The sequence below is a fragment of the Bradyrhizobium elkanii USDA 76 genome (assembly GCF_023278185.1).
Lineage (GTDB): Bacteria > Pseudomonadota > Alphaproteobacteria > Rhizobiales > Xanthobacteraceae > Bradyrhizobium > Bradyrhizobium elkanii.
Window position 1 is genome coordinate 4459144 of sequence record NZ_CP066356.1, and the last position, 24179, is coordinate 4483322.

26 protein-coding genes and 1 tRNA gene are annotated in these 24179 nt (G+C 64.6%); 20 read left to right on the plus strand and 7 right to left on the minus strand.

Annotated features, from left to right (window positions below; genetic code table 11):
* Positions 1-348 precede the first annotated feature (348 nt).
* From glyA to JEY66_RS21680, 9 genes are all read left to right on the plus strand, one after another.
* Complete coding sequence (glyA, locus tag JEY66_RS21640; RefSeq protein WP_018271920.1) at positions 349-1650, plus strand: serine hydroxymethyltransferase; 1302 nt, start codon at positions 349-351, stop codon at positions 1648-1650.
* Positions 1651-1737: 87 nt separating this feature from the next.
* Entirely contained in the window at positions 1738-2220 is a 483-nt protein-coding gene (gene nrdR, locus JEY66_RS21645) for a transcriptional regulator NrdR (RefSeq protein WP_016844999.1), read from the plus strand.
* On the plus strand, positions 2217-3377 hold the full coding sequence (gene ribD, locus JEY66_RS21650) for a bifunctional diaminohydroxyphosphoribosylaminopyrimidine deaminase/5-amino-6-(5-phosphoribosylamino)uracil reductase RibD (protein ID WP_016844998.1): 1161 nt from the start codon (positions 2217-2219) through the stop codon (positions 3375-3377). Before nrdR ends, ribD begins: the two co-directional genes overlap by 4 nt.
* 110 nt (positions 3378-3487) lie before the next feature.
* A complete protein-coding gene (locus tag JEY66_RS21655) occupies positions 3488-4096 on the plus strand; it encodes a riboflavin synthase (protein WP_018271918.1) in 609 nt (202 codons plus the stop codon).
* A gap of 214 nt (positions 4097-4310) precedes the next feature.
* Positions 4311-4802 carry a 6,7-dimethyl-8-ribityllumazine synthase gene (ribH, locus tag JEY66_RS21660; RefSeq protein WP_016844995.1) on the plus strand — a complete coding sequence of 164 codons (492 nt, stop codon included), beginning with the start codon at positions 4311-4313 and terminating at the stop codon, positions 4800-4802.
* A gap of 2 nt (positions 4803-4804) precedes the next feature.
* On the plus strand, positions 4805-5299 hold the full coding sequence (gene nusB / locus JEY66_RS21665) for a transcription antitermination factor NusB (protein WP_016844994.1): 495 nt from the start codon (positions 4805-4807) through the stop codon (positions 5297-5299).
* A 136-nt stretch (positions 5300-5435) separates the two neighbouring features.
* Positions 5436-6437 carry a thiamine-phosphate kinase gene (thiL, locus tag JEY66_RS21670; RefSeq protein WP_018271917.1) on the plus strand — a complete coding sequence of 334 codons (1002 nt, stop codon included), beginning with the start codon at positions 5436-5438 and terminating at the stop codon, positions 6435-6437.
* Positions 6438-6722: 285 nt separating this feature from the next.
* The gene (locus JEY66_RS21675; RefSeq protein ID WP_026192840.1) at positions 6723-8843 is read left to right on the plus strand and encodes a sodium-translocating pyrophosphatase; all 2121 of its coding nucleotides are present in this window, start codon (positions 6723-6725) and stop codon (positions 8841-8843) included.
* An 88-nt stretch (positions 8844-8931) separates the two neighbouring features.
* Positions 8932-9087: a hypothetical protein gene (locus tag JEY66_RS21680; protein WP_016844991.1), complete on the plus strand. Its 156-nt coding sequence runs from the start codon at positions 8932-8934 to the stop codon at positions 9085-9087.
* A gap of 42 nt (positions 9088-9129) precedes the next feature.
* Here JEY66_RS21680 and JEY66_RS21685 read toward each other — a convergent pair whose 3' ends face one another.
* Together JEY66_RS21685 and JEY66_RS21690 are read right to left on the minus strand one after the other, a co-directional pair.
* Complete coding sequence (locus JEY66_RS21685; protein ID WP_026192839.1) at positions 9130-10137, minus strand: Bug family tripartite tricarboxylate transporter substrate binding protein; 1008 nt, start codon at positions 10135-10137, stop codon at positions 9130-9132.
* 143 nt (positions 10138-10280) lie between these two features.
* Positions 10281-10757, minus strand: coding sequence for an outer membrane protein assembly factor BamE (locus tag JEY66_RS21690; RefSeq protein ID WP_018271914.1), 477 nt, complete (start codon positions 10755-10757; stop codon positions 10281-10283).
* A gap of 137 nt (positions 10758-10894) precedes the next feature.
* Between JEY66_RS21690 and JEY66_RS21695 the strand changes: the two genes are divergently transcribed.
* The 8 genes from JEY66_RS21695 (at position 10895) to JEY66_RS21730 (ending at position 15963) form a co-directional block, all read left to right on the plus strand.
* Positions 10895-11446, plus strand: a complete 552-nt coding sequence (locus tag JEY66_RS21695) for a ubiquinol-cytochrome C chaperone family protein (RefSeq protein WP_026192838.1) — start codon at positions 10895-10897, stop codon at positions 11444-11446.
* Positions 11443-12036: a YceD family protein gene (locus JEY66_RS21700; RefSeq protein ID WP_018271913.1), complete on the plus strand. Its 594-nt coding sequence runs from the start codon at positions 11443-11445 to the stop codon at positions 12034-12036. The genes JEY66_RS21695 and JEY66_RS21700 overlap by 4 nt, the downstream gene beginning before the upstream one ends.
* Positions 12037-12344: 308 nt before the next feature.
* Entirely contained in the window at positions 12345-13406 is a 1062-nt protein-coding gene (gene plsX / locus JEY66_RS21705; protein ID WP_026192837.1) for a phosphate acyltransferase PlsX, read from the plus strand.
* Positions 13403-14380, plus strand: a complete 978-nt coding sequence (locus tag JEY66_RS21710; protein ID WP_026192836.1) for a beta-ketoacyl-ACP synthase III — start codon at positions 13403-13405, stop codon at positions 14378-14380. The genes plsX and JEY66_RS21710 overlap by 4 nt, the downstream gene beginning before the upstream one ends.
* A gap of 130 nt (positions 14381-14510) precedes the next feature.
* Positions 14511-14846 (plus strand): integration host factor subunit alpha, encoded by a 336-nt coding sequence (locus JEY66_RS21715; RefSeq protein ID WP_035631661.1) that lies wholly within the window; start codon positions 14511-14513, stop codon positions 14844-14846.
* 127 nt (positions 14847-14973) lie between these two features.
* Positions 14974-15567 carry a MerR family transcriptional regulator gene (locus JEY66_RS21720; RefSeq protein ID WP_018271909.1) on the plus strand — a complete coding sequence of 198 codons (594 nt, stop codon included), beginning with the start codon at positions 14974-14976 and terminating at the stop codon, positions 15565-15567.
* A gap of 97 nt (positions 15568-15664) precedes the next feature.
* Positions 15665-15742 (plus strand) — tRNA-Pro (locus tag JEY66_RS21725).
* Between the two features lie 74 nt (positions 15743-15816).
* Entirely contained in the window at positions 15817-15963 is a 147-nt protein-coding gene (locus tag JEY66_RS21730) for a hypothetical protein (RefSeq protein WP_157183462.1), read from the plus strand.
* Between the two features lie 620 nt (positions 15964-16583).
* Here JEY66_RS21730 and JEY66_RS21735 read toward each other — a convergent pair.
* Complete coding sequence (locus tag JEY66_RS21735) at positions 16584-17096, minus strand: MarR family winged helix-turn-helix transcriptional regulator (protein ID WP_026192835.1); 513 nt, start codon at positions 17094-17096, stop codon at positions 16584-16586.
* A gap of 453 nt (positions 17097-17549) precedes the next feature.
* Here JEY66_RS21735 and JEY66_RS21740 point away from each other — a divergent pair, with 453 nt between their 5' ends.
* On the plus strand, positions 17550-19082 hold the full coding sequence (locus JEY66_RS21740; protein ID WP_018271907.1) for a porin: 1533 nt from the start codon (positions 17550-17552) through the stop codon (positions 19080-19082).
* A gap of 433 nt (positions 19083-19515) precedes the next feature.
* A complete protein-coding gene (locus JEY66_RS21745; RefSeq protein WP_050999539.1) occupies positions 19516-19695 on the plus strand; it encodes a hypothetical protein in 180 nt (59 codons plus the stop codon).
* A gap of 176 nt (positions 19696-19871) precedes the next feature.
* Here JEY66_RS21745 and JEY66_RS21750 read toward each other — a convergent pair whose 3' ends face one another.
* Positions 19872-20009 (minus strand): hypothetical protein, encoded by a 138-nt coding sequence (locus JEY66_RS21750; RefSeq protein ID WP_157183461.1) that lies wholly within the window; start codon positions 20007-20009, stop codon positions 19872-19874.
* A 228-nt stretch (positions 20010-20237) separates the two neighbouring features.
* On the opposite strand from JEY66_RS21750, the gene JEY66_RS21755 reads away from it, so the two are divergent.
* On the plus strand, positions 20238-21206 hold the full coding sequence (locus JEY66_RS21755; RefSeq protein ID WP_018271904.1) for an SDR family oxidoreductase: 969 nt from the start codon (positions 20238-20240) through the stop codon (positions 21204-21206).
* A 42-nt stretch (positions 21207-21248) separates the two neighbouring features.
* On the opposite strand, the gene JEY66_RS21760 is transcribed toward JEY66_RS21755, so the two are convergent.
* The 3 genes from JEY66_RS21760 to JEY66_RS21770 form a co-directional block, all read right to left on the minus strand.
* A complete protein-coding gene (locus JEY66_RS21760) occupies positions 21249-21716 on the minus strand; it encodes a GcrA family cell cycle regulator (RefSeq protein WP_018271903.1) in 468 nt (155 codons plus the stop codon).
* A 147-nt stretch (positions 21717-21863) separates the two neighbouring features.
* Complete coding sequence (locus JEY66_RS21765) at positions 21864-22064, minus strand: hypothetical protein (RefSeq protein ID WP_016844973.1); 201 nt, start codon at positions 22062-22064, stop codon at positions 21864-21866.
* 174 nt (positions 22065-22238) lie between these two features.
* A complete protein-coding gene (locus tag JEY66_RS21770; RefSeq protein WP_197971308.1) occupies positions 22239-24065 on the minus strand; it encodes an AMP-binding protein in 1827 nt (608 codons plus the stop codon).
* Positions 24066-24179 lie beyond the last annotated feature (114 nt).

A 24179-nucleotide genomic window follows, 5' to 3' on the forward strand; every position in this document is an offset into this window, starting at 1 on the left:
ATCAAGCGAGTCCGATGTCGCGTGGTTGCGCGAGTAGCGCTTGTAAACCTTAAGGCGCTGGTCGTCTTGTCCCTGAATCCCGCGCGGTCGGGAAGGGGCGTCACGTTCCATGCGGCGGCCGGCTCAGCCGTGTTCGCCGGGCCGGCTGGAACCGGGTGGCGGGGGCGGCCGTCCGGCCGGTTGGCAATCCCCGCCATCCCCACCATATCTGGCATAATTGACCGGCAGGGACCGCAACCGCTTGGCCATTTTGGGGCGATGTGATAACGCTCTGAAACCAGCTTCGACCGCCACTCGTGACCGTCCGCATCCCGCCTAAAGGCTTGCGGCGGTGGAGATATTTCGCCGATGACCTCATCCACCAAGACCGCTTCCGCGCCCGATTCCTTCTTCACGGCTGGTCTCGCCGAGGCCGATCCCGAGATCGCCGCCGCGATCAAGGGCGAGCTCGGCCGGCAGCGTCATGAGATCGAGCTGATCGCCTCGGAAAACATCGTCAGCCGCGCCGTGCTGGAGGCGCAGGGCTCGGTGATGACCAACAAATACGCGGAGGGTTATCCGGGCGCGCGCTACTACGGCGGTTGCGAGTGGGTCGACGTCGCCGAGACGCTGGCGATCGAGCGCGCCAAGAAGCTGTTCGGCGCCGGCTTCGCCAACGTCCAGCCGAACTCCGGCAGCCAGATGAACCAGGCGGCGTTTCTGGCGCTGCTGCAACCCGGCGACACCTTCATGGGCCTCGACCTCGCGGCCGGCGGCCATCTCACCCACGGCTCGCCGGTCAACATGTCCGGCAAGTGGTTCAAGGCCGCACACTACACCGTGCGCCGCGAGGACCAGATCATCGACATGGACGAAGTGCAGAAGCTGGCCGAGCAGGTCAAGCCGAAGCTGATCATCGCCGGCGGCTCGGCCTATTCGCGCGCCTGGGACTTCAAGCGCTTCCGCGAGATCGCGGACTCGGTCGGCGCGTATCTGTTGGTCGACATGGCGCATTTTGCGGGCCTCGTCGCCGGCGGCGTGCATGCCTCGCCGGTGCCGCATGCCCACGTCACCACCACGACGACGCACAAGTCGCTGCGCGGCCCGCGCGGCGGCCTGATCCTCACCAATGACGAGACGCTGGCCAGGAAGCTGAATTCGGCGATCTTCCCGGGCCTGCAGGGCGGTCCGCTGATGCACGTCATCGCCGCCAAGGCTGTCGCGTTCGCCGAAGCGCTGCGGCCCGACTTCAAGGTCTACGCCAAGAACGTGGTCGAGAACGCCAAGGCGCTGGCGGAGACGCTGCGCGGCCACGGCCTCGATATCGTGTCCGGCGGCACCGACAACCATCTGATGCTGGTCGACCTCAGGCCGAAGGGGCTGAAGGGCAACATCTCCGAGAAGGCGCTGGTGCGCGCGGCCATCACCTGCAACAAGAACGGCATTCCGTTCGATCCCGAAAAGCCGTTCGTCACCTCGGGCCTGCGGCTCGGCACGCCGGCGGCGACCACGCGCGGCTTCGGCGTCGCCGAGTTCAAGCAGGTCGGCGGCATGATCGCCGAAGTGCTGAACGCGCTGGCGCAGTCGCCGGACGGCAAGGCGCCGCTGGTCGAGGCCGCGATCAAGGAGCGCGTCAAGGCGCTGACCGATCGCTTCCCGATCTATCAGTAAAAGGTCCGTATCGTTTTTTTGAGCATGATCTCTTCGGAAAACCGCTTCGCACTTTTCCGGATCATGCTCGTGTAGAGGTCCCGTCGGATGCGCTGCCCGAGCTGCAATTCTCTCGATACGCAGGTCAAGGACTCGCGTCCGACCGAGGACTCCGCGGTCATCCGCAGGCGGCGCGTCTGCATGGCCTGCAACTTCCGCTTCACGACCTTCGAGCGGGTGCAGCTGCGCGAGCTGACCGTCATCAAGCGCAACGGCCGCCGCGTGCCGTTCGACCGCGACAAGCTGGTGCGCTCGCTGCAGATCTCCTTGCGCAAGCGCCCGGTGGAATCCGAGCGGGTGGAGAAGATGGTGTCCACCATCGTGCGCGAGCTCGAAAGCGGCGGCGAGGCCGAGGTCTCCTCGGAGGCGATCGGCGAGATCGTGATGGAGCATCTGCGCCAGCTCGACGACGTCGCCTATGTGCGCTTCGCCTCGGTCTATCGTAATTTCCGCGAGGCCAAGGACTTCGAGGCCGTGCTCGACGAATTGACCGGCGAAGAGGACCCGCGGCTCGCGACGCTACGCAAATGATCTTCCGCATTCTGGAAGACCAGTTCGCGCAGAAGGCCAAAGAGGCCAAGGAAGCGGCAAAGGCAGCCGATCTGCGCTTCATGCAGCTGGCGCTGGCGCTTGGCCGGCGCGGGCTCGGGCGTACCTGGCCCAATCCGGCGGTCGGCGCCGTGATCGTCAAGGACGGCGTCATCGTTGGCCGCGGCTGGACGCAAGCAGGCGGCCGCCCGCATGCCGAGGTCGAGGCACTCAGGCGCGCAGGCGATGCCGCGCGCGGCGCCACGCTCTATGTGACGCTCGAACCCTGCTCGCATTTCGGCCGCTCGCCGCCCTGTGCGGACGCCGTGGTTGCGGCCGGGCTCGCCCGCGTCGTCTCGGCGATCGAGGATCCCAATCCGGAAGTCGCGGGGCAGGGGCATGCCAAGCTGCGCGCCGCCGGCATCGCGGTCGACGTCGGGCTGTGCGCGGCGGAGGCCGCGCGCGACCATGCCGGACACTTCCGCCGCATCCGCGACAAGCGCCCGCATGTGATCCTCAAGCTCGCGGTGTCCGCCGACGACAAGATCGCAGCCAGCGGCCACAAGCCGGTCGCGATATCAGGCGAGGCCGCGCGGACCCGGGTGCATTTGCTACGCGCGCAGAGCGACGCGATCCTGGTCGGCATCGGCACGGTCAAGGCCGACGATCCGCTTTTGACCTGCCGGTTGCCGGGGATGGCGGCGCGCTCGCCGGTGCGCCTGGTGCTGGATCGCGCGCTGCGGATTTCGGGCGACAGCCGCCTGGTGCATTCGGCGCGCGAGACGCCGCTCTGGGTGCTGACATCTGACATGGCGGAGGCGCCTGCCGCGGTGAAGTTAGGTGCCGCCGGCGCGCAGGTGATCCGCGTCACCGCCAGCGCGCCCCAAGGGCTCGATCTGCCCTCCGTTCTGCATGCGCTGGCGGAGAAGGGGATCTCGCGGCTGCTGGTCGAGGGCGGATCGCGCGTGGCAAATTCTTTCGTGGCAGGCGGCTTGGTCGATGAGATCTGGCTGTTGCGCGGACCTGATGCGATCGGTGCCGGCGGCGTTCCCGCGCTGGACGCAATGCCGCTCGACGCAATCACGCAGTCGCCGGCCTTTCGGCTTCGTGCTAGCGAAACCCTCGGTGAAGATGTTTTAACGATCTATGATCGTTCGTAGGCTGTCATGGCCGGGCTTGTCCCGGCCATCCACGACTTCCATCTAGCGTGCGGCCAAGACGTGGATGCCCGGGACAAGCCCGGGCATGACGAAGAGTAAGGGGTTTTGTTGTGTTTACCGGAATTGTCACCGATATCGGTGAGATCACCAGCCTGAAGCAGGTCGCGCAGGGGCAACTGCATCGCATGCGAATTGCCTGCGACTACGACCAGATCACGATCGCCGACGGCGCCTCGATCGCCTGCAACGGCGTCTGCCTCACCGTCGTCGCCTCCGGCACCGCCGATGGCAAGACCTGGTTCGATGTCGATGCCGCGGCCGAGACGCTCGGCATGACCACCGCCAAGCATTGGCGGCAGGGCGGCCGGCTCAATCTCGAGCGCGCGCTCAAGATCGGCGACGAACTCGGCGGTCACGTCGTGGCCGGGCATGCCGACGGCATCGCCACCATCGTCAAGCGCGAGGACCTGCCCGACATGGCGCGCTTCGAGCTGCGAACCAGCCGCGAACTGGCGCGTTTCATCGCGGCGAAGGGGTCGGTCACGCTGGACGGCGTGTCGCTGACCGTGAACACGGTCGACGATGTCGGCTTTTCGGTGCTGATCATCCCGCACACGCTTGCTGTCACGACCCTGAGCGGCTGGAAGGCCGGCAGCGAGGTCAATATCGAGGTCGATCTGATGGCCCGCTACGCGGCGCGGCTGTCGGAGATGAAATAGCTTCGGCCTGGGCATTGCGGCCAACACAGACGTCCCTATCTGCCTATGCGCCTCGGGCGATTATCAGCCCGGGCGGCCTATGCATTGCAGGCGAACCCGGCCTGAAAAATCGGGCTGATCGCGGTGACATCCGGGCCAGTATTGCCCTTGGCTTTAGCCCCTGCTGCGCCTAAAACGCTGCACAACTCCTCCCCAAGTTCCGATTGGTATTGCAATGGCTGACGCGCGGCGCGCACCCCTGAAGGACCAGACCGACATTACCGGCGCACGCGTGCTGATCGTCGAAGCGCGGTTCTATGACGACATCCAGGATGCGCTGCTGGAAGGCGCGCTTGCCGAGATCAAGGCCGCAGGCGCCAGCCATGACGTGATCACGGTGCCGGGCGCGCTGGAGATTCCGGCGGCGATCGCGATCGCGATCGATGCGGCTGAAACGAACGGCAAGCCTTATGACGCGGCGATCGCGCTCGGCTGCGTGGTGCGCGGCGACACCATCCATTTCGAGATCGTCTCGCAGGAGTCCTCGCGCGGATTGATGGATTTGGCCGTCAGCCGGAAATTCCCGCTCGGCAACGGCATCCTCACCGTCAACACCGAGGCGCAGGCCTGGGCGCGGGCGCGCGCCAGTGAACTCAACAAGGGCGGCGACGCGGCGCGTGCGGCGCTGGCGATGCTGCGGATCAAACGCCGCCTGGCAAAGGCTTGACCATGGCTGACAACAAGAAGCCCGCGAAAGCCCCCGACAGAAAGGCCAACCGCCGCGGCGCGGCACGGCTCGCGGCGGTGCAGGCGCTCTACCAGATGGACATTGGCGGCGCCGGCATCAACGACATCTTCGCCGAGTTCGAGAGCCACTGGCTCGGCAACGAGGTCGAGGGCGAGAAATATTTGCCGGCGGAAGCCGCGTTTTTCCGCGACGTGGTCTCCGGTGTGGTGCGCGACCAGGCCAGGCTCGATCCGCTGATCGACGAGGCGCTGTCGAAGGGCTGGCCGTTGAAGCGGATCGACGCCATCCTGCGCGCGGTGCTGCGGGCAGGCTCCTACGAGCTCGAGCACCGCAAGGACGTGCCGGGCCGCGTGGTGGTCTCCGAATATGTCGACGTCGCGCACGCCTTCGTCGAAAAGGACGAAACCGGCATGGTCAACGCCGTGCTCGACCAGATCGCGCGCCAGTTCCGCGGCGACGAGTTTGTGCGGAGCTGAGTGGAGACATATGATCGCTTGACCGTCACCCTGAGGAGGCCGCGCAGCGGCCGTCTCGAAGGGCGACGGCCCGGCTGGGGCCGTGCATCCTTCGAGGCTCGCTCCGCTCGCACCTCAGGATGACGGGGCTGCTATCGTGACGCAGAGCGACAAACCGATATCCGGCGAAGACTCCCTGATCGCGCGCTATTTCAAGCCGCTCGCGACCGATCCGGGGGCGTTCGGGCTCGACGATGACGCCGCCGCGCTGAGGGCTGATGGCGAGGACATCGTGGTCACCACGGACGCCATCGTCGAGGGCGTGCACTTCCTTCCGGATGATCCGCCCGACACGCTGGCGCGCAAGGCGCTGCGGGTGAACCTCTCCGACATCGCCGCCAAGGGCGCGGTGCCGGCGGGCTTCGTGCTGACGCTGGCGCTGCGCGGCGCCGAGGAGGCCTGGCTGAAGCCGTTTGCCCGGGCGCTCGGCGAGGACGCCGCAGATTTCGGCTGCCCGCTGCTCGGCGGCGACACGGTCTCGACACCGGGGCCGCTGATGATCTCGATCACCGCGTTCGGCCGGGTGCCGCAGGGCACGATGGTGCATCGCGCGGGAGCGCAGGCCGGCGACCGCGTGTTCGTCACCGGTACGATCGGAGACGCCGCGCTCGGTCTCGATGTGCTCCAGGGGGGCCCGGTCGCCGCGGCTCTGGCGGACGATGTCGTCGGGCGGGATTTTCTTGCCGCCCGTTACCGTGTTCCGCAGCCGCGCAACGCCTTGGCCAAGGCCGTCCGCACCCACGCCAGCGCCGCGATGGATGTGTCCGACGGTCTTGCCGGCGATCTGACCAAGCTTTGTGCAGCCAGTGGTGTGACGGCCGTGATCAATGTGCCGAGTGTCCCGTTGTCGGCTGCAGCTGCAGGGCTGCTCGCGCGCAAGGCGATCGACATCGAGACCTTGGTGGCCGGCGGTGATGATTACGAGCTCTTGTGCGCGGTCCCGAGCGATCATGTCGACGCGTTTCTGCGGGACGCACGGCAGGCCAAGATCGCGGTAACCGCAATCGGCGGCCTGATCGCAGGCTCGTCGCCACCAAGCTTCCTTGACGGGCAGGGCCGGGAACTGAAGTTGAAGCGGCTGTCCTACAGCCATTTCTAGAGCGGTTTCGAGCGAAGCGGGCACCGGTTCACGTTAAGAAAACGCGTCGGAACGGAAGCCGCGCTGGACTTCCCGCGCCTGATCGCGCCGATTTTCCTTCTAAATAGCTGCCGATATCGGCGATTTCGGCCACAGGTGGCGTTGCACAGCGGTAACGATTTTGGCAAGGTCGCGCCCGATTTGAGGCAATCCGTTTTTGGGGAGGATTGTCCTCGCAAAATAAGCGCCTGCCGCCCCCTAGCGGCACAAGAAGGCGCGGGGGTTACATCAAGGATCTGAGGCAACATGACAGCTTTATGGTTGATTGTGCTCTGCGGGGCGCTTTCCATCGTCTACGCGATCTGGGCGACGCAGTCGGTCTTGAACGCGGATGCGGGTAATCCGCGCATGCAGGAAATCGCGGCCGCGGTGCGCGAGGGCGCACAGGCCTATCTGCGGCGGCAGTACACTACGATCGGCATGGTCGGTATCGTGATCTTCGTGGTGCTGGCCTACTTCCTGGGCCTGCTCGTGGCGATCGGCTTTGCGATCGGCGCCATCCTGTCGGGGGCTGCCGGCTTCATCGGCATGAACGTCTCGGTGCGCGCCAACGTCCGCACCGCGCAGGCGGCAACCACCTCGCTCGCCGGCGGCCTCGAGCTCGCCTTCAAGGCGGGCGCGATCACCGGCATGCTGGTTGCCGGTCTCGCGCTGCTCGGCGTCACCATCTACTTCATGGTGCTGGTCAAGTTCATGGGTCTCGAAGCGGGCAGCCGCACCGTGGTCGACGCCATGGTGGCGCTCGGCTTCGGCGCCTCGCTGATCTCGATCTTCGCCCGTCTCGGCGGCGGCATCTTCACCAAGGGTGCGGACGTCGGCGGCGACCTCGTCGGCAAGGTCGAGGCCGGCATCCCCGAGGACGATCCGCGTAACCCGGCCACCATCGCCGACAACGTCGGCGACAATGTCGGCGACTGCGCCGGCATGGCGGCGGACCTGTTCGAGACCTATGCGGTGACCGCGGTCGCCACCATGGTGCTCGCGGCGATCTTCTTCGCCAAGACGCCGATCCTGGTGAACATGATGACGCTGCCGCTCGCGATCGGCGGCATCTGCATCATCACCTCGATCATCGGCACCTTCTTCGTCAAGCTCGGTGCGAGCCAGTCCATCATGGGTGCCCTCTACAAGGGCCTGATCGCCACCGGCATCCTGTCGTTGGTCGGCGTCGCGCTCGTGATCAATTGGCTGGTCGGCTTCGGCAAGCTCGACGGCGTCGACTATACCGGCATGGCGCTGTTCTGGTGCGGCGTGGTCGGTCTCGTCGTCACCGGCCTGATCATCTGGATCACCGAATACTACACCGGCACCGACTACCGCCCGGTGAAGTCGATCGCCTCGGCCTCGGTCACCGGTCACGGCACCAACGTGATCCAGGGGCTCGCGGTCTCGATGGAAGCGACCGCGCTGCCCGCGATCGTGATCATCGCCGGCATCCTGGTCACCTACAGCCTGGCCGGCCTGTTCGGCATCGCGATCGCGACCGCCACCATGCTGGCGCTGGCCGGCATGATCGTCGCGCTCGACGCCTTCGGCCCGGTCACCGACAATGCCGGCGGCATCGCCGAGATGGCGGGGCTGCCCAAGGAAGTGCGCAAGTCGACCGACGCGCTCGACGCGGTCGGCAACACCACCAAGGCGGTGACCAAGGGCTACGCGATCGGCTCCGCCGGTCTCGGTGCGCTGGTGCTGTTTGCGGCCTATAATCAGGACCTCAAATTCTTCATCAGCGACGCCAACGCCCATGCCTACTTCAAGGGCGTCAACCCGGACTTCTCTCTGAACAATCCTTACGTCGTGGTCGGCCTGCTGTTCGGCGGCCTGCTGCCGTATCTGTTCGGTGCGATGGGCATGACCGCGGTCGGTCGCGCCGCCGGTGCGATCGTCGAGGAAGTGCGCCGTCAGTTCCGCGAGAAGCCCGGCATCATGCAGGGCACCGACAAGCCGGACTACGGCAAGGCGGTCGACCTGCTGACCCGGGCGGCGATCAAGGAGATGATCATCCCGTCGCTGCTGCCGGTGCTGTCGCCGATCGTGGTCTACTTCCTGATCTACGCCATCGCGGGCGGCGGCGCAGCCGGCAAGTCGGCGGCATTCTCCGCGGTCGGCGCCATGCTGCTCGGCGTCATCGTCACCGGTCTGTTCGTCGCGATCTCGATGACCTCGGGCGGCGGCGCATGGGACAACGCCAAGAAATACATCGAGGACGGCCACTACGGCGGCAAGGGCTCTGACGCCCACAAGTCCGCGGTGACCGGCGATACCGTCGGCGATCCCTACAAGGACACGGCGGGCCCGGCGGTGAACCCGATGATCAAGATCACCAACATCGTGGCGCTGCTGCTGCTGGCGATCCTGGCGCACTGAGCGGCGGACACAACTGAAGCGAAGCCCCGCGGTGAAAGCCGCGGGGTTTTATTTTTGAAGCAGACGCGAACAACACGGAGATCAATCGATGTCGCTCTCATCCGCACGGAACTACGCGCTCCGCGCTTCCAAATCACAGGATCAGAAGGAGGCCATCGAGCTGCTCTCGAAGGCGATCCTGGAACTGGCGATGTCGATTGAAGCAACCGACGCCAAGGTCAAGAAGATCAACAAGTCGTCGTAGCATGAGGCGCAACATGCTCAGGAATGCTTGTGACGGCGGCCGCTACTTGACCTCCATCTGCAAGCCTTCCTTCTCGATGATCGCCGCGAACTTCTTCGTCTCCGCATTGACGAAATCGGAGAACTGCTGGGGCGTGCCGTAGTCGGCGCGCGCGCCCATGCCGGCGATGTTCTTCTTGACGTCGTCGCGCTCCAGCATCGCCTTGACCTGGCGGTTCAGCTCGTCGAGCACCGGGGCAGGCGCGGTCTTCGGCAGGAAGACGCCGAACCAGGACGAGACGTCGAAATTTGCCAGTTCCGGCGCGCCCTCGCGCATCGTCGGCAGGCTCGGTGCGGAATCGCTGCGCTCCGGCGTGGTGACACAGAGGCCGTTGAGCTTGCCGTCCTGCACCTGCGGCAGCGACGGATAGAGATTGTCGAACAGGATCTGGATGTCGCCGGCGAGCCCGGCCTGCAATGCGGGACCGGCGCCGCGGAACGGCACGTGCGTCATCTTCAGCCCGGTGAGTTGCAGGAACCAGGCGCCGGTGAGGTGAGGGCTCTGTCCGGTGCCGGACGAGCCGTAGGTGAGCTTGTCGGGGTTCTTCTTCAGGAAGGCGATCAATTCGGGGATCGACTTGAGGCCGGTCGATGGATGCGCCGACACGATGTTCGGAATCCGGATCATGTTGGAGACCGGCTGCAACTGGTCGGCCTTGTAGGTGAGGTTGCGGAAGATGCTGTAGGCGATCGCGTTGGGACCGGGATTGCCGATCAGGATGGTGTGGCCGTCGCCCTTGGCGCGCGCGACCTCGGATGTGCCGATGGTGCCGCCGGCGCCGGAGCGATTCTCCACCACCACCGACTGGCCCCAGAGCGGCTGCAAATGCGCGGCGAGCAGCCGTCCCATCACGTCGGTTGAGCCGCCCGCCGCCGCCGGCACGATGATGCGGACGGTCTCGGCTGGCCGCCAGTCGCCGGCGCCGAGGCTCGCGCGCGGCAGGATCGACGCGGCCGTCAATGCGGCCGTGCCCGACAATACCGTACGACGGGAAAATCTCTTGGCTCTCATGCGTTTACCCCCTGCTCAGGCTCTTGTTGCGAGCAAACTAGGGGACCGCTTGCCCGTCGGGCAAGCGACAACTTGGCGCAGCGGCCTATGCTTTGGACTCCAGTTTGACGCGTTTCTTCACGCGAACCGGAGTCCACTTCGCTCTAGTTGAAGCTCAGCAGCTTGAAGAGCGGTGTCAGGTAGGACATTTCCTGGCCCGACGTCGGCGTGGACCGGCTGACGAAGTCGAAGATCTTGCCGTCCTTCAGGCCGTAATTGGCGAGCCGGCGCACCTGCCGGTTCTTGTCGAAATAGACCGCGATCACGCGCTGGTCGATCACCCGCTGATTCATGAAGGCGACCGGGCGGGAGGTCCGCTGCGAGATGTAATAAAACACCTCGCCGTCCAGCGTTGCGACCGTCGAGGGCGTGCCGAGCACGATGAGCACCTGGTCCTGGCTCGCGCCGATCGGGATTTGCTCGAGCGCCCCTTCCGGCAGGATGTAGCCCTTCTGGAATTGTTCGCCGGCGCAGCCGCCGAGCGCGGCGCAGACGAGGCCGATCGCCGCGACGGCGCGGAGACGCGAAAAAAACCCGCGCGCGGAAGCGGCGCGAGACTGTCGTGAAAGCGTGTGGTTCATCGGCGGAACTGATCCGTCCCCTTGCATCGGCCGAGGCATTGACGTACCGGGCAGCTCAATGGATTGCAATCATGCCGAGCTCCAATGGGCGACCTCTCAACAGGCGACCCTTTGGGGACCGGCAGCCGGAACCCGTCATGCTTTGGCCGTTCAATCACTTCAGAAGACCCCGGGTGCCCGCGCGCAGCACCATTGAGACCATCTATGGCATGATCGTGACGCAGGCGCGAGAACCGTTGTTTTACCGTGACTTGGGCGTTCCGGACACGGTTAACGGCCGTTTTGACCTGCTTCTGATGCACTTGTGGCTGGTGCTGCGGCGACTGAAATCCGTCGAGGGTGGCGCGGGGCTGTCCCAGGCCCTGTTCGATCATTTCTGCATCGATATGGACGACAATCTGCGCGAAATGGGCGTCGGCGACCTCACGGTGCCGAAGCGCATGCAGGCGTTCGGTGAAGCCTTCTATGGCCGCACCGCGGCCTATGATCTGGCGCTGACCGACAGCGAGACGGCCTTGGCCGAGTCGTTCTGCAAGAACATCCTCAACGGTCAGAACATCGACAAGGCCCGCCAGCTCGCCGTCTATGCCAGGGTGGCGATGGAAGGGCTGGCGCGCGCCGATCTCGCGGCGTTGGCCAAGGGCGCGTGGCGCTTTCCGGTACCACAGGCTGCGGGGACGGCGGCATGAGCGGCGGCACCACAGGGCAGCCCGATGCACGGCGCGACCGCGACCCCTGGCGGGTTCTCGTCAATGTCGCGCAGATCCCGGAGACCGGCCTGCATCGCGAGATCGCGGCCGACGAAGCGGCGCGCAAGGCGATGGCCGAAGTTGCCGGGTTGCGGGAAGTCGTCTCCGCGCATGCGGAGTTCGATCTGCAGCCCAAGCGCGACGGCAGCTACCACGTCACCGGCAGAGTTAAGGCCAGGGTCGGGCAGACCTGCGTGGTGACGCTCGATCCGATCGAGAACGAGATCGATGAGCCGATCGACGTGGTGTTCGCGCCGCCCGAGCAGATTCCCCAAATGGCCGACCTGGTCGACGACGCCGACGGCAGCGATGAGGAAACGCCGGACCCGCCGGAGCCGATCGTCGGCGGCTTCATCGACATCGGCCGGCTCGCCACCGATGCGCTGTTCCTCGGCGTAGACCCGTATCCGCGCAAGGTGGATGCGGTCTTTGAACAGAAGCCTGAAGCGGCTGATCCGGAAAATCATCCTTTCGCGGCGCTGAAGGCGCTGAAGGAAAAGCCGGACGGCAAGAAGCCCAAGGGAAGTTGAGGCGCCTGGCGCCACATTTGCGGGGATGGCTTGCCTGCAAGCTTGCGCGAGCGGGGTTCCCAATTACTTCAAATATGCGTCACAATGCATTGAAATACAATGTATTTCTGGTATGTTTGAATGTGTTGCGTGACGGTTCGGCAGCTGCCTCATTTGCGGTCAAGAGGTTGTGTCGGATCGAGGACACGCTATTGTCGCGGCCCGGCCGGGACGCGAGTTGGTGTTTCGCCGCGCGCCGTTGACGGCGGTGACTTCAAGCTCGCGGTCTTCGTCTGAAGGCTGCGGGAAAGCAGGCTTCCGGGACGTTCATGCCTCAAAAGGTTCGAATAGCGCTTGACGCCATGGGGGGCGATGTCGGCGCTTCCGTCGTCATTCCCGGCGCCGCAATCTCGTTAAGCCGTCATCCCGACAGCGAATTCCTGCTGGTCGGGGACCGGGCCCAGATCGAGCCGGAGCTCGCCAAGCATCCGGCGCTGAAGGCGGTATCGAAAGTGATCCATACCGACGTCGCCGTGAAGAACGATGAGAAGCCGAGCCAGGCGCTGCGGCGGACCCGCAGGGCGTCCTCGATGTGGCTCGCGATCGACGCCGTGAAGCATGGCGAGGCCGACGTTGCGGTCTCCGCCGGCAACAGCGGCGCGCTGATGGCGATGGGCAGCCTCAATCTGCGGACGCTGCCCGGTGTCGACCGCCCGGCGCTTGCCGCGGTGTGGCCGACGCTGCGCGGCGACTCTGTCGTGCTCGACCTCGGCGCCACGATCGGCGGCGACGCCCGCCATCTGGCGACGCTGGCGGTGATGGGCAGCGCCATGGCGAGCGTGCTGTTCAACCGCGAACGGCCGACCGTCGGCCTGCTCAATATCGGGTCCGAGGAGATCAAGGGGCACGGGGAAATCCGCGAGGCGGCCGAGATGCTGCGCGCGATGAACTCAACCCAGTTCAATTATATCGGCTTCGTCGAGGGCGACGCGATCGGCAAGGGCCTCGCCGACGTCATCGTGTCGGAAGGTTTCAGCGGCAACATCGCGCTCAAGGCCGCCGAGGGAACCGCGCGCCAGATGTTCACGCTGCTGCGCGAGGCCATGTCATCGAGCTGGCTGGCGCGGATCGGCTATTTGCTGGCCCGCGGCGCGTTCCAGAAGCTGCGCGACAAGCTCGATCCCAACAAGTCGAATGGCGGCCTGCTGCTCGGCCTGAAGGGCGTGGTGGTCAAGAGCCATGGCGGCACCAACGCGGAAGGCTTTGCCTATGCGGTGGATGTTGGCTATGAGATGGCCCACTTCGATCTCCTCACCAAGATCAATCAGATGCTCAATCGCGACGGCAGCGCCCTGGTGCAGGCGCAGACCGCGCAGGAGGCTGTCTCGTGACTGCTATACGTTCGGTAGTGCTCGGCTGCGGCTCATATTTGCCGGAGCGGGTTTTGACCAATGCCGAACTGGCCAGCCGGATCGACACGTCGGATGACTGGATCGTGCAGCGCACCGGCATCAGCGAGCGCCACATCGCGGCCGACGACGAATTCACCTCGCATCTGGCGATCAAGGCGGCGCAGGCCGCGCTCGCCCATGCGCAAGTCGATGCGCAGTCGATCGACCTGATCGTGCTCGCGACCTCGACGCCCGACAACACCTTTCCCGCCACCGCGGTCGCCGTCCAGCACGGGCTCGGCATCAACCATGGCGTCGCCTTCGACCTGCAAGCGGTCTGTTCCGGCTTCGTTTTCGCGCTGGCCACCGCCGACAATTTCCTGCGCGCCGGCACCCACAAGCGGGCGCTGGTGATCGGTGCCGAAACCTTCTCGCGCATCCTCGACTGGGACGACCGCGGCACCTGCGTGCTGTTCGGCGACGGCGCCGGCGCGGTCGTGCTGGAGGCGCAGCAGCATTCCGGCACCACCAGCGACCGCGGCGTGTTGACGACGCATCTGCGCTCCGACGGCCGCCACAAGGCGAAGCTGTTCGTCGATGGCGGGCCCGGCTCGACCAGGACGGTCGGGTATCTCCGGATGGAGGGCCGCGAGGTGTTCAAGCACGCCGTCGGCATGATCACCGACGTGATCGTCGACGCCTTCAACGCCACCGGCTTTACCGCCGAGGACATCACCTGGTTCATCCCGCACCAGGCCAACAAGCGAATCATCGATGCGTCGGCGCACAAGCTTCATATTGCGCCGCAGAAGGTGGTCCTGACGGTCGACAAGCACGGCAACACGTCGGCGGCCTCGATCCCGCTCGCGCTGTCGGTCGCCGTGAAGGACGGGCGCGTCAAGAAGGGCGATCTGGTGCTGTTCGAGGCGATGGGCGGCGGCTTTACCTGGGGCTCGGCGCTCGTGCGCTGGTAGCGCATCGCCAAACAGTATCGACAGGTTGCCGGTATCTTTCCTGCGCCTGGGCGTTGGTCACTGTTGACCATTGCGCGCTAAGCTTTTAATTTCAGTCAAGAAATTGTTCGCCGAGAGTGCGGGGCAGGCGATGACCACGGGAACCGGAAAAACAGTTACGCGCGTCGATTTGTGTGAGGCGGTCTACCAAAAGGTGGGTTTGTCGCGCACGGAATCGTCGGCATTTGTCGAGTTGGTGCTGAAGGAGATCACCGATTGCCTGGAAAAGGGCGAGACGGTGAAGCTGTCCTCATTCGGCTCCTTCATGGTGCGCAAGAAGGGCCAGCGTATCGGCCGTAATCCGAAGACCGGCACCGAGGTGCCGATTTCGCCGCGGCGGGTGATGGTGTTCAAGCCGTCGGCGATCCTGAAGCAGCGGATCAATGGCCATGTCGTCACCAATGGCGACGGCAGCAAGGCCGACTAGAGCGTTTTCAAGCGAAGTGGATACCCGGTTCGCGTGAAGAAAACGCGGCAACACTAGAATCCGGAGCTCCGGTCCGATTCGATCGGAACGGAAGGGCTCCAGGCATTGAGCTCAAAGGAGCGGGCATTTGGACAAGGCGCCGGATGCGTTCCGTACCATCAGCGAGGTCGCTGATGAACTCGATATTCCACAGCATGTGCTGAGATTCTGGGAAACGCGCTTCGCGCAGATCAAGCCGATGAAGCGCAGCGGCGGACGCCGCTATTATCGCCCCGACGATGTCGACCTGCTCAAGGGCATCCGCCGGCTGCTGTACGGCGAGGGCTACACCATCCGCGGCGTGCAGCGGATCCTGAAGGAGCACGGCATTAAGTCGGTGCAGGGCATCGCCGACCAGACGGCGGCGGTCTCGTTCGGCGCGGTCGAGGAAGCCGTCGGCAACAGCATGGCCGAGCCCGATGACCTCGAGAGCAGCGACGGCCTCGATTTCGACGGCGAGGAGGGCGACGGCGACGAGAAGGGAATCGACTACCGCTTCGTCGATCCCGACGAGGATCCGATCCTGTCGACCTACAAGGCGCACGCTCAGCCGGGCAAAGCGCCCGCCGCGCCGCCGGTTCGCCCCTCCGTCCCGTCAGTCGATCGGGAGCGGCTCGAACGCGTGCTGCAGGAGCTGGTCGCCTGCCGGCAGATGATCGACGCGGCGATGAAGGACGGCTGAGGCAAGGACGCCTGCCAAGGGAACCGGCCTCGGAATACAGTCTTTGAGAGCCGCCCCGCCTTGCGCGAACGCAGGATCGCAGCTAATGGAACGGCATCGGAGCGTGGCGCAGCCCGGTTAGCGCACTAGTCTGGGAGACTAGGGGTCGGAGGTTCAAATCCTCTCGCTCCGACCATTTTCTCAAAATTCGTTCGGTGAAGGTTTGAAGTGGACGCGCATCGCGCGCCGCCTGCTTACGATTGATTGCCAATGCTGTTCGCCAGTCGCGGAAAGCTGTGCGCAGAAGCCGACACGCTGCCGTCAATATTGAGCAAACGCTCGTTGAAGAGGCAGCACCAAGCCGATCGCATCGGCGGCTGTGGTGTCGATGAACAAGCGTTCATGGAACGTCACTGATTTCAGGCGGTTGGTTGCGGGGCGCATTCTGGAGGACAAAATGAAGCACGCAATCATCGTCCTTTCCGCGGCATGCCTGATGGCTTCCGCCCCCGTTGCTTTTGCACAGGGTGTTTCGAGCAAATCACCTGGACACGAGATGCAAAAGAAGGGCTCCAAGAAGGGCAGTCCCGGCGCTTCGGGCTATGCACCCGGGCACGAGATGCAGGCACGAGGATCGAAAGCCGGGAGCCCAGGGGCCTCTGGCTACGCGCCTGGTCAGACGACGGGGGCGGGCACCGGGATGACCGGCGGCAGCTCGACCAGGTCCAGATAGTTACACTGCAAGGTTGGTTTCTCGGGGTCCCGGCCGTCAGCGCCGGGGCTCCTTTTCCATAGCCCGTTCACGGATCGACCGCGGCTTGGCCCGTTTCATGCATTCCATTGAGGGGCAAATGGGGGGCCAACGTGATTGCTGAACACTTCCTGGTCTGGGCTGCGCTGCTGAGCGTTCTGGTCTTCCTGGCGTGCCAGTCGCCGGGGCGCGGACACCGATAAGTCTCCGCGTCGTACGCTTCGCAAGGTGAGCGGCGCGACCGTGCCGGTTGCCAGTCGTCCCGTCCGTTGAAGAGCCGGTCGCTTCAGGCTTCGGCCTCCATCGCAACAATCAGGCAGGCCTTTTCCAGGCGGTTGGTGAGCATCGAAAGCTTGGCCGTGAACTCGGCCAGCTCAGGCTCGCTGAACTCCTCGAAGACGGTTTTCTTGAACGCCTTGTGCTGTTCGGCGAGGCCTGCGAGATGCCTTTTGGTCTTGTCGGTCAGCGACAACCGGACCACGCGCGCATCGGCCGGGGAGGGCGAGCGCCGCAGCAGCTCCTTCTGCTCGAGCAGCTTGGATTGCGTGGTCACGAACGACGGATCGACGTGCAGCAGCTTCGACACCACGTTGATCGGCACGCCGTCATCCTTGTCGAGATCCGAGATCGCGATCAGAATCATCCATTGCGGACCGCTGACGCCAAGCGACCTGCCCCAGAACTGACGGACACGCTCCAGGTGGGAGTTGATGGCCGAAATTTCGAGCGTGAATCGCTTGATGATGTCGAGATGTTCGATGGCGCGCTGGCGCGTCGTATCCTTCCTTGTCACTGACACAGCTTCCTCTTCCCTCAGGCGCCGACTCAGCTTTGTGCTGATTTATTTCTTGTTTTCTGCGCGGCATACGTTTTTTCCCGTAAGCCGCCAACGAACGCAAGTGAACGTAAAGTAATTATGATGGTCGTGTGACGGTTGGACTATTTGGGGTGTGACAAGTTTTCCTAGGTAAGCAAAGGGCTTACAGGCAGCGTTGCCGGCGAGACACAGTGTGGCCGCATTCGCATTCCTGACTTTATAAACTATTTTGATTGGCGAACTGGCCAATGCATATTGAACCAGGCGGTAGGGGAATCTCGATCGTCCCGTTGCGGTGATCGTTCAAGTCCGTCGCACACCACAGATTGATCTGAGGGTGCGGGGTTTGGGGAAAACGGTCTTGGACAATGCGGGAGGATCACGAGGCGCTCGCGGCCTCGGACTCTCCGCATATGAGCAACTTGGAGGTTTAATATGAATTTGAAGAGCCTTATCCTGGGCTCGACGGCTGCGCTGGTCGCGGTCGGCGGGGCACAGGCGGCCGATCTTCCCGTCAAGGCCAAAGCGGTCGAGTACGTGAAGGTTTGCTCGCTCTACGGTCCGGGCTTCTACTACATCCCCGGCACCGACACCTGCATCAAGCTGGGCGGCTATGTGCGCGCTGACGTCGTGGTGAACGGCAACAGCGTGTACGGCGCGAACTACAACGGCGCCAGCGGTGCCAACAACCGTTTCACGAACGGCTACACTTGGCGTTCGCGTGAAGACTTCAACGTCGATACGCGCACCGCGACCGAATACGGCGTGGTCCGCACCTATTTCGATGCGGTGTTCACCTGGACCTCCGACACCTATGCCGGCCAGGGCAACGGCTCGACCGTGTACTCGGCGATCGGCTCGTCTTCTGCGCCGAACAACGCAGGTTCGGGCAACGTGGCTGCCGGTACGGTCGGCGTCTACTACGCCTTCATCCAGTTCGCCGGCTTCACGATGGGTAAGGCGGTTTCGCAGTTCGCTGCCCCCTGGAACGGTTATCCGGGCAACAACTACGACGCGCTCGTCGGTGGCGTGAACACCACCAACGGCATCAACCAGTTCACCTACACCGCGCAGTTCGGCAACGGCGTGTCGCTCGCTCTGTCGGCGCAGGACCAGGTTGCCTACATGCAGGCTGGTGTGAACAACCTCGGCGTCGGTGGTGCTTACGGCTCCAGCGACTACGCCGGCACGATCGCTCCGGATTTCGTCGCTTCGCTCAAGGTTGACCAGGCTTGGGGTATCTTCCAGGCGTCGGTCGCCGCGCATGACAACCACGCTGCCTACTACGGCGGCACCGAGTTGACCGGCCATCCCGACGACAAGTGGGGTTGGGCTGGTGCGTTGGCCCTGTCGATCAAGAACATCCCGACCGGCCCCGGCGACACCATCAACATCCAGGGCGTCTACACCGACGGTGCGACCCGTTACAACATCCAGGAACTGGCCAGCCAGGCCAGCTCGATCGCCATCTTCGGCGGTTCGAGCCTGCCGGGCGTCTATGGCAGCGTTGGCTTCGGAACGGCACCCGACACGGTGTTCGGCCCCGGTGGTCAGCAGCAGTCCATCAAGACCTGGGGTATGCGCGGTGCGTACACCCACAACTGGGATCCCTACTGGAACACCAGCTTGTACGGTGCGTTCGCCGCTGTTTCGTACAACGATGCGGCTAAGTCGCTCATCTGCGGCGTTGGTGGCGTCGGTGGTTCGTTCCGTGCCGCATTCGCTGGCGGCGCCGGCGTGACCGCTTGCAACCCCGACTACAACATCGCGCAGATCGGCGTGATCACCCGTTGGACCCCGGTCAAGAACCTGACCTTCTCGGCCGACGTGACCTACTCGCACCTCGATCAGAAGTATGCCGGTATCATCACCACGTCGTCGACTGCTATCGGCAAGCCGACCGCGACCTACGAGCTGAAGGATCAGGACACTGTCCAGATGCTCTTCCGCGCTCAGCGCAACTGGTAATTCCGGTTGATCTGATCACGATCCAGCAGAACCCCGGCAGGCAACTGCCGGGGTTTTTCTTTGCGGAAGATTCTGAGGAGAGCTGAGCTGCGTCATTTCGGTCCACGCGAACCACGAAGACGAGCCATGCGATTCATTAGCCGCAGACTTGTTTACTTACCTGATTTACTAAACTATATACGCCACGGCCAACACATTGCATGATGGCTCTTAGCTAGCTGCTAAGCCTCCCAAACCTCCGGCAATGCCCTGCCGGAGGTTTTTGATTCAAGGCCAGCGTTGACGATGGCGGCGCGCGTGGCCCGCGCAAGCTGCGGCCGGCGATCGGGTTGCCGTCGCCTTGCCGATTCGACGTCGTCAAGATTTGACGGAATCGATCCGCAGTGCATTCTCGCCATTCATGGGACGCTTCAAGAACAGCCGCCTGGCGCGCATGAGCAGCGGCCACTATTGCCTGATCCGGGATCTCGGGCTGGTGAAGGGCGGCAAAGGGTTGCGGCACCATGAGGTGATCATCGATTTCTCGTGGCGCGGCCTGCTCAAGCTGGCGCTGAGCGCGGGTGCCGGCGTCCTGCGGCGGCGCGCATCCGTGCGCATCGAGACCGCCGAATAGCGCGGGGCCGCGTCGCTTGGTCTGCAGCCGGGATGCGCGCGATCATCGCGTGAGGCTCACGCGCTTCGCGAACAAATATTCGAATTCGGGCGATGTGATCCCAACATTGACAGGGCTTGGCCCATGACGAGCGCGCGCTGTGCCACGCCGCGCGCTGCGCTCTGCGCCGGTTGCGATCAGCGTGGTCCATCCGCGCAGGTGCTGTCGCGCCGCTTCGCTGGAGTTGCCTCGGCGGCAGCGGCCGCGGTGGAAATTCCGGCCGCGATCGCCATCAGCGTTGTCGCGACCAATCTGTTCAGGATGTGCACGATCATCGTCTCCTGTTGTCGATGTCGGATTGTTCGCAACGCGGAATGATCTCGTTACGCCGCCGCCGCTTCAATTTGCTGCAAGCGGCTCACCTGCGCGTGAGGAGGCGCCGTTGCTGGGCGACAATTCGGTGATGTAAGGTGCCGCAGCCAAGCGGTCAGGACTGCGATCCGCGCCCGGCCGAAACAAAGAAGAACCAGGGCAAGAAAAATAAGGGAAGGAACGGATCTCACATGAAGGATTTTGCCGGAAAGATTGCCGTCATCACCGGTGGCGGCACGGGCATGGGGCGCGAGCTGGCACGGCAGCTCGTTGCCGAGGGCTGCAATGTTGCGATGTGCGACGTATCCGCAGAGGCGATGGCCGAGACCAAGCGGCTCTGCGAGGTCGAGAAGCTGCCGCAGGGCCTGCGCATCACCACCCACGTTGCCGACGTCTCGATCGAGGATCACTACAAGCGCTTCCGCGATGAGCTGATCGAGCAGCAGGCGACCGACAAGATCCACCTGCTGTTCAACAACGCCGGCATCGGCGGCGGCGGCAGTCTGTTCTCCAACACGCGCGAGCAGTGGGAGCGCACCTTCAACATCTGCTGGGGCGGCGTCTATCTCGGCGTCCGCACCTTCCTGCCGCTGCTCGTGAAGGCCGACGAGGCGCACATCGTCAACACCTCGAGCGTCAACGGTTTCTGGGCCTCGGTCGGCATGGGCGTGTCGCACACCGCCTACAGCGCGGCGAAGTTCGCCGTGAAGGGATTCACCGAGGCGATGATCAACGATCTCCGTCTCAACGCGCCGCATGTGAAGTGCTCGGTCGTGATGCCCGGTCACATCGGCACCTCGATCGTGTCGAACTCGCGCAAGGTGCAACTCGGCACCAGCTCCGATCACCTGACCGCCGACGAGCTGACGCAAGCGCGCCAGCGCCTGAAGGGGCAGGGCATCGACGTTGCCAAGATGTCGGATGCCGACATCCAGCAGCTTGCGCTCGACCGCGATCGCATTTTCCGCGACGAGGCGCCGACCTCGGCGGCCGCCGCCGCCAAGATCATCCTCGACGGCGTCAAGGCCGAGCGCTGGCGCATTCTGGTCGGCGACGATGCGCACCTGCTTGATGAGCGCGTGCGCAAGACGCCGGAGCAGGCCTACACGCCGGAGTTCTACCAGAACATCGTGACGGCGACCGGCTGGAAGGTCGGCTGAACGACCGTCCCGCATCGCGTGCGGGACGGCTTCACTCAAGCGCTACCCGCGCATCGCGCGCTGGCGCGAGCCCGCCTGATAAGCGAGGCGGTGGTGCCCCGAGCAATAGGGCATGCCGCCGAGCGGCGTGTTGCCGCAGAAGCAGAAATCATCGGCGCCCGGGGTGCTGATCGGCCAGCGGCAGCGCTGCTCGCTCAGCTCGAACAGCGAGCAATTGTTGGCGCTGACGATCGGTGCATCGTCGCAGGGCTGCTCGTAGACCGCCTGAAGCAACCCGAGCTGCTGCTTGGCGGTCGCCCGTTGCGCGGCGTGCGCGGCGGATTTCTTGCGCCGGGCCCGGCGTTCGTCCGGCGTCGTGCGCGTGAGGTTCAGCCGCGACAGCTTGCCGATCACCGCATTGCGGCTGACGCCGATATTGACGGCGATGTCGCGGCAGGAGAGGCCGGCTTCAAAGTAGATCCTGAGTTGGTCGACGCGCTCCGGCGTCCAGGTTGGTTCGATGGCAATCATCTGACGGTTCCACGTTCTGTGTTGAACCGCCGCGCCGGCACACGCCCCTGAGCTCACCACGCGATGACAAGCAATCGCGCCGTGATCTCATCCCGTTTTGAGCATGATCTCTTCGGAAAACCGGTCTCCACTTTTCCGGATCATGCTCTAGGGCGTGCGGCCGTTGTCGCGGATTGCAAGCAACCCGTCCTTGATGGCGAGCCGAATGCCTTCCTCGATCAATGTCCGTGCGACGCCCGGGACGCTCGTGCCGTGGGTGCCCTGTCTCACCAGCTTCTCGAGGTATCCGATGGTCGAGAGCGCCAGCGTGACCGGGACGCGGTCGGTTTCGGCCTTTTCCGTAGCCATGGTGAAACGCTTAACCCTGAACGCCCGTACTGAAAAGTATCTATTTAGAGTCTATTTAGGAATATGGCGGTCCGTCAAGCTGTGAACCGCAAATTGCGGGCGGCCGCATCCAGCCGCGCCGGAGGCCAGTTCCGGCGCGGTATTGTAGTCAGATTGTCTTGAATAATGAGGGTGTTAGGACCGTAACTCGACCTTGACCGGGAACTTCTTGAGGAGCCGCTCAGCGGTCTCGGCCTTGTCCGGAGGTGCGCTCACACTCAGGTACAGCCCGCGGGACGGATCGGTGACCGCCTCGACACTGACCTCGCCGGACAACCCTTCCAGCGCCAGCAGCTCGCGCGCGGCCTCGCCGGCGGCGATCTCGCGCAGCTTCGGCTTGAAGATCTTGCCGACCGGCGTGACCGGCATCTCCGCAATCACCGACACCACGCGCGGGCGCGCCGGCGGCTCCAGGATGTTGTCCTGCACGAAGGCGGCGAGCGCGTTCGGATCGATATGGGAGCCGGGCTGCGCCGAGACGAACAGCATCGGCACTTCGCCGGCGTAGGTGTCGGGACGTCCGACGGCCGCGGCAAGCGCCACGCCCGGAAACGCGAGCGCGGCGTCCTCGATCGCGCGCGGATCGATGTTGTGGCCGCCGCGGATGATGACGTCCTTGGCGCGGCCCATGATGTAGACGAAGCCGTCGGCATCGATCCGGCAGATGTCGCCGGTGCGCAGCCAGCCGTCGCGAAACGCCTCCTCGGTCTGCTTCTTGTCGACATAGCCGGCGAACACCTGCGGCCCCCTGGTCAGCAGTTCGCCGACCGGCGAGGGCCACGGCCCGGTGTGGAGCTTGCCGCCGTCGAGGATCGCAAGCTCGACCAGCGGATTGCGGGTGCCGACGCTCTCGGCGCGCGGCTTCACGCCGTGCACATCGTGAGTGATGGCACCGGCAAGCTCGGTCATGCCGTAGAGCTGCTGGATGCAGGGGCCGCCCCAGGTCGCAAGATAACGCCGCTCGATCTCCGGCGGGCAGATCGAGGCGCCGGTGGCGGTGACACGCAGGGTCGAGATGTCGCTGTCCGCGACCGGGATATCGGCGAGGGCGCCGAGTATCGTCGGCACGTTGCCGGCGATGTTGATGCGGTACTTCTCGATGATCTGCCAGAAATGCCGGACCAGCGCCGGATCGCGCGCGCCGGCGGGGCCGGGGATCACCATCGTCGTGCCGGCCGCCAGGGAATTGGCCGTGGTGCAGAACAGGCCGCCGACATGGAACAGCGGCATCGTGATCATCGCGCGCTCGCCGCGATGGAAATCGAGCGCCATCCGCGAGGATACCGTGGAGGCGACCATCGCGCGATTGGTGAGCCGCGCCACCTTAGGATGGCCGGTGGTGCCGCCGGTCGGCAGCATCACGGCGACGCGGTCGGCCTCGCTCATGTCCTTGGACTTGCCGTAGTCGTCGCGCCAGGCGGGATCAGGCCGCAGCACCTCGCCGTCGAAGGCGATGCTGCCGTCGAGCGGCACGATCACGATGCGCTTCAGGGACGGCACCTCGCGCTGCAGGCCCTCGACCCGCTCATAGAGCCCGCCCGGCATGCCTGGCGGCGGCGCCAGCAACAGCTTTGCGTTGATCGCATTGAGCTGGGCGACGATCGCTTCGCGCGTGAACAGCAGGTTGAGCGGCTCGGCGACACCGCAGGCGGCAGCGCCGAAGATCGCGACGACGGTCGCGGGGCACGCCGGGAGCAGGACAGCCACCGCATCGTCCTTGCCGATGCCCTGCTTACGGAAATAGGTTTCAGCGGCCTTGATGCAGCCCATCAGCTGATCGTTCGAGATCACGAGCGGGTTGGGATCGAGCGGCGAGCGCAGATAGATCGCGGCTTCGGCGTCCGGCGCGCCCTGCGGGCCGCGGGCAATGAGGTCGAGGATGCGCGGGCAGGCGGCGAGCGTCTTCTGCATCTCCCTGTCGCGCGCAGCTTCGTCGGCCGGCGAAAGCCTGTCCTTGAGCATGTCCATCCCCGTCCATTTTTGTTCGTTGGGACGGGGATTGTATCGAGCCGTGCTCGCGGAACACAAGTGCGGCTATTTATCCACTTGGTCATTCCGGGGCGGCTCGTAGAGCCG

Bases quoted from the DNA above. Each gene is read 5' to 3' on its own strand.
- glyA (WP_018271920.1), top strand. From the start codon at position 349: ATGACCTCATCCACCAAGACCGCTTCCGCGCCCGATTCCTTCTTCACG.
- nrdR (WP_016844999.1), top strand. From the start codon at position 1,738: ATGCGCTGCCCGAGCTGCAATTCTCTCGATACGCAGGTCAAGGACTCG.
- ribD (WP_016844998.1), top strand. From the start codon at position 2,217: ATGATCTTCCGCATTCTGGAAGACCAGTTCGCGCAGAAGGCCAAAGAG.
- ribH (WP_016844995.1), top strand. From the start codon at position 4,311: ATGGCTGACGCGCGGCGCGCACCCCTGAAGGACCAGACCGACATTACC.
- nusB (WP_016844994.1), top strand. From the start codon at position 4,805: ATGGCTGACAACAAGAAGCCCGCGAAAGCCCCCGACAGAAAGGCCAAC.
- JEY66_RS21675 (WP_026192840.1), top strand. From the start codon at position 6,723: ATGACAGCTTTATGGTTGATTGTGCTCTGCGGGGCGCTTTCCATCGTC.
- JEY66_RS21680 (WP_016844991.1), top strand. From the start codon at position 8,932: ATGTCGCTCTCATCCGCACGGAACTACGCGCTCCGCGCTTCCAAATCA.
- JEY66_RS21685 (WP_026192839.1), bottom strand. From the start codon at position 10,137: ATGAGAGCCAAGAGATTTTCCCGTCGTACGGTATTGTCGGGCACGGCC.
- JEY66_RS21690 (WP_018271914.1), bottom strand. From the start codon at position 10,757: ATGAACCACACGCTTTCACGACAGTCTCGCGCCGCTTCCGCGCGCGGG.
- JEY66_RS21695 (WP_026192838.1), top strand. From the start codon at position 10,895: ATGCTTTGGCCGTTCAATCACTTCAGAAGACCCCGGGTGCCCGCGCGC.
- JEY66_RS21700 (WP_018271913.1), top strand. From the start codon at position 11,443: ATGAGCGGCGGCACCACAGGGCAGCCCGATGCACGGCGCGACCGCGAC.
- plsX (WP_026192837.1), top strand. From the start codon at position 12,345: ATGCCTCAAAAGGTTCGAATAGCGCTTGACGCCATGGGGGGCGATGTC.
- JEY66_RS21715 (WP_035631661.1), top strand. From the start codon at position 14,511: ATGACCACGGGAACCGGAAAAACAGTTACGCGCGTCGATTTGTGTGAG.
- JEY66_RS21730 (WP_157183462.1), top strand. From the start codon at position 15,817: ATGCTGTTCGCCAGTCGCGGAAAGCTGTGCGCAGAAGCCGACACGCTG.
- JEY66_RS21740 (WP_018271907.1), top strand. From the start codon at position 17,550: ATGAATTTGAAGAGCCTTATCCTGGGCTCGACGGCTGCGCTGGTCGCG.
- JEY66_RS21745 (WP_050999539.1), top strand. From the start codon at position 19,516: ATGAGCAGCGGCCACTATTGCCTGATCCGGGATCTCGGGCTGGTGAAG.
- JEY66_RS21750 (WP_157183461.1), bottom strand. From the start codon at position 20,009: ATGATCGTGCACATCCTGAACAGATTGGTCGCGACAACGCTGATGGCG.
- JEY66_RS21755 (WP_018271904.1), top strand. From the start codon at position 20,238: ATGAAGGATTTTGCCGGAAAGATTGCCGTCATCACCGGTGGCGGCACG.
- JEY66_RS21760 (WP_018271903.1), bottom strand. From the start codon at position 21,716: ATGATTGCCATCGAACCAACCTGGACGCCGGAGCGCGTCGACCAACTC.
- JEY66_RS21765 (WP_016844973.1), bottom strand. From the start codon at position 22,064: ATGGCTACGGAAAAGGCCGAAACCGACCGCGTCCCGGTCACGCTGGCG.
- JEY66_RS21770 (WP_197971308.1), bottom strand. From the start codon at position 24,065: ATGCTCAAGGACAGGCTTTCGCCGGCCGACGAAGCTGCGCGCGACAGG.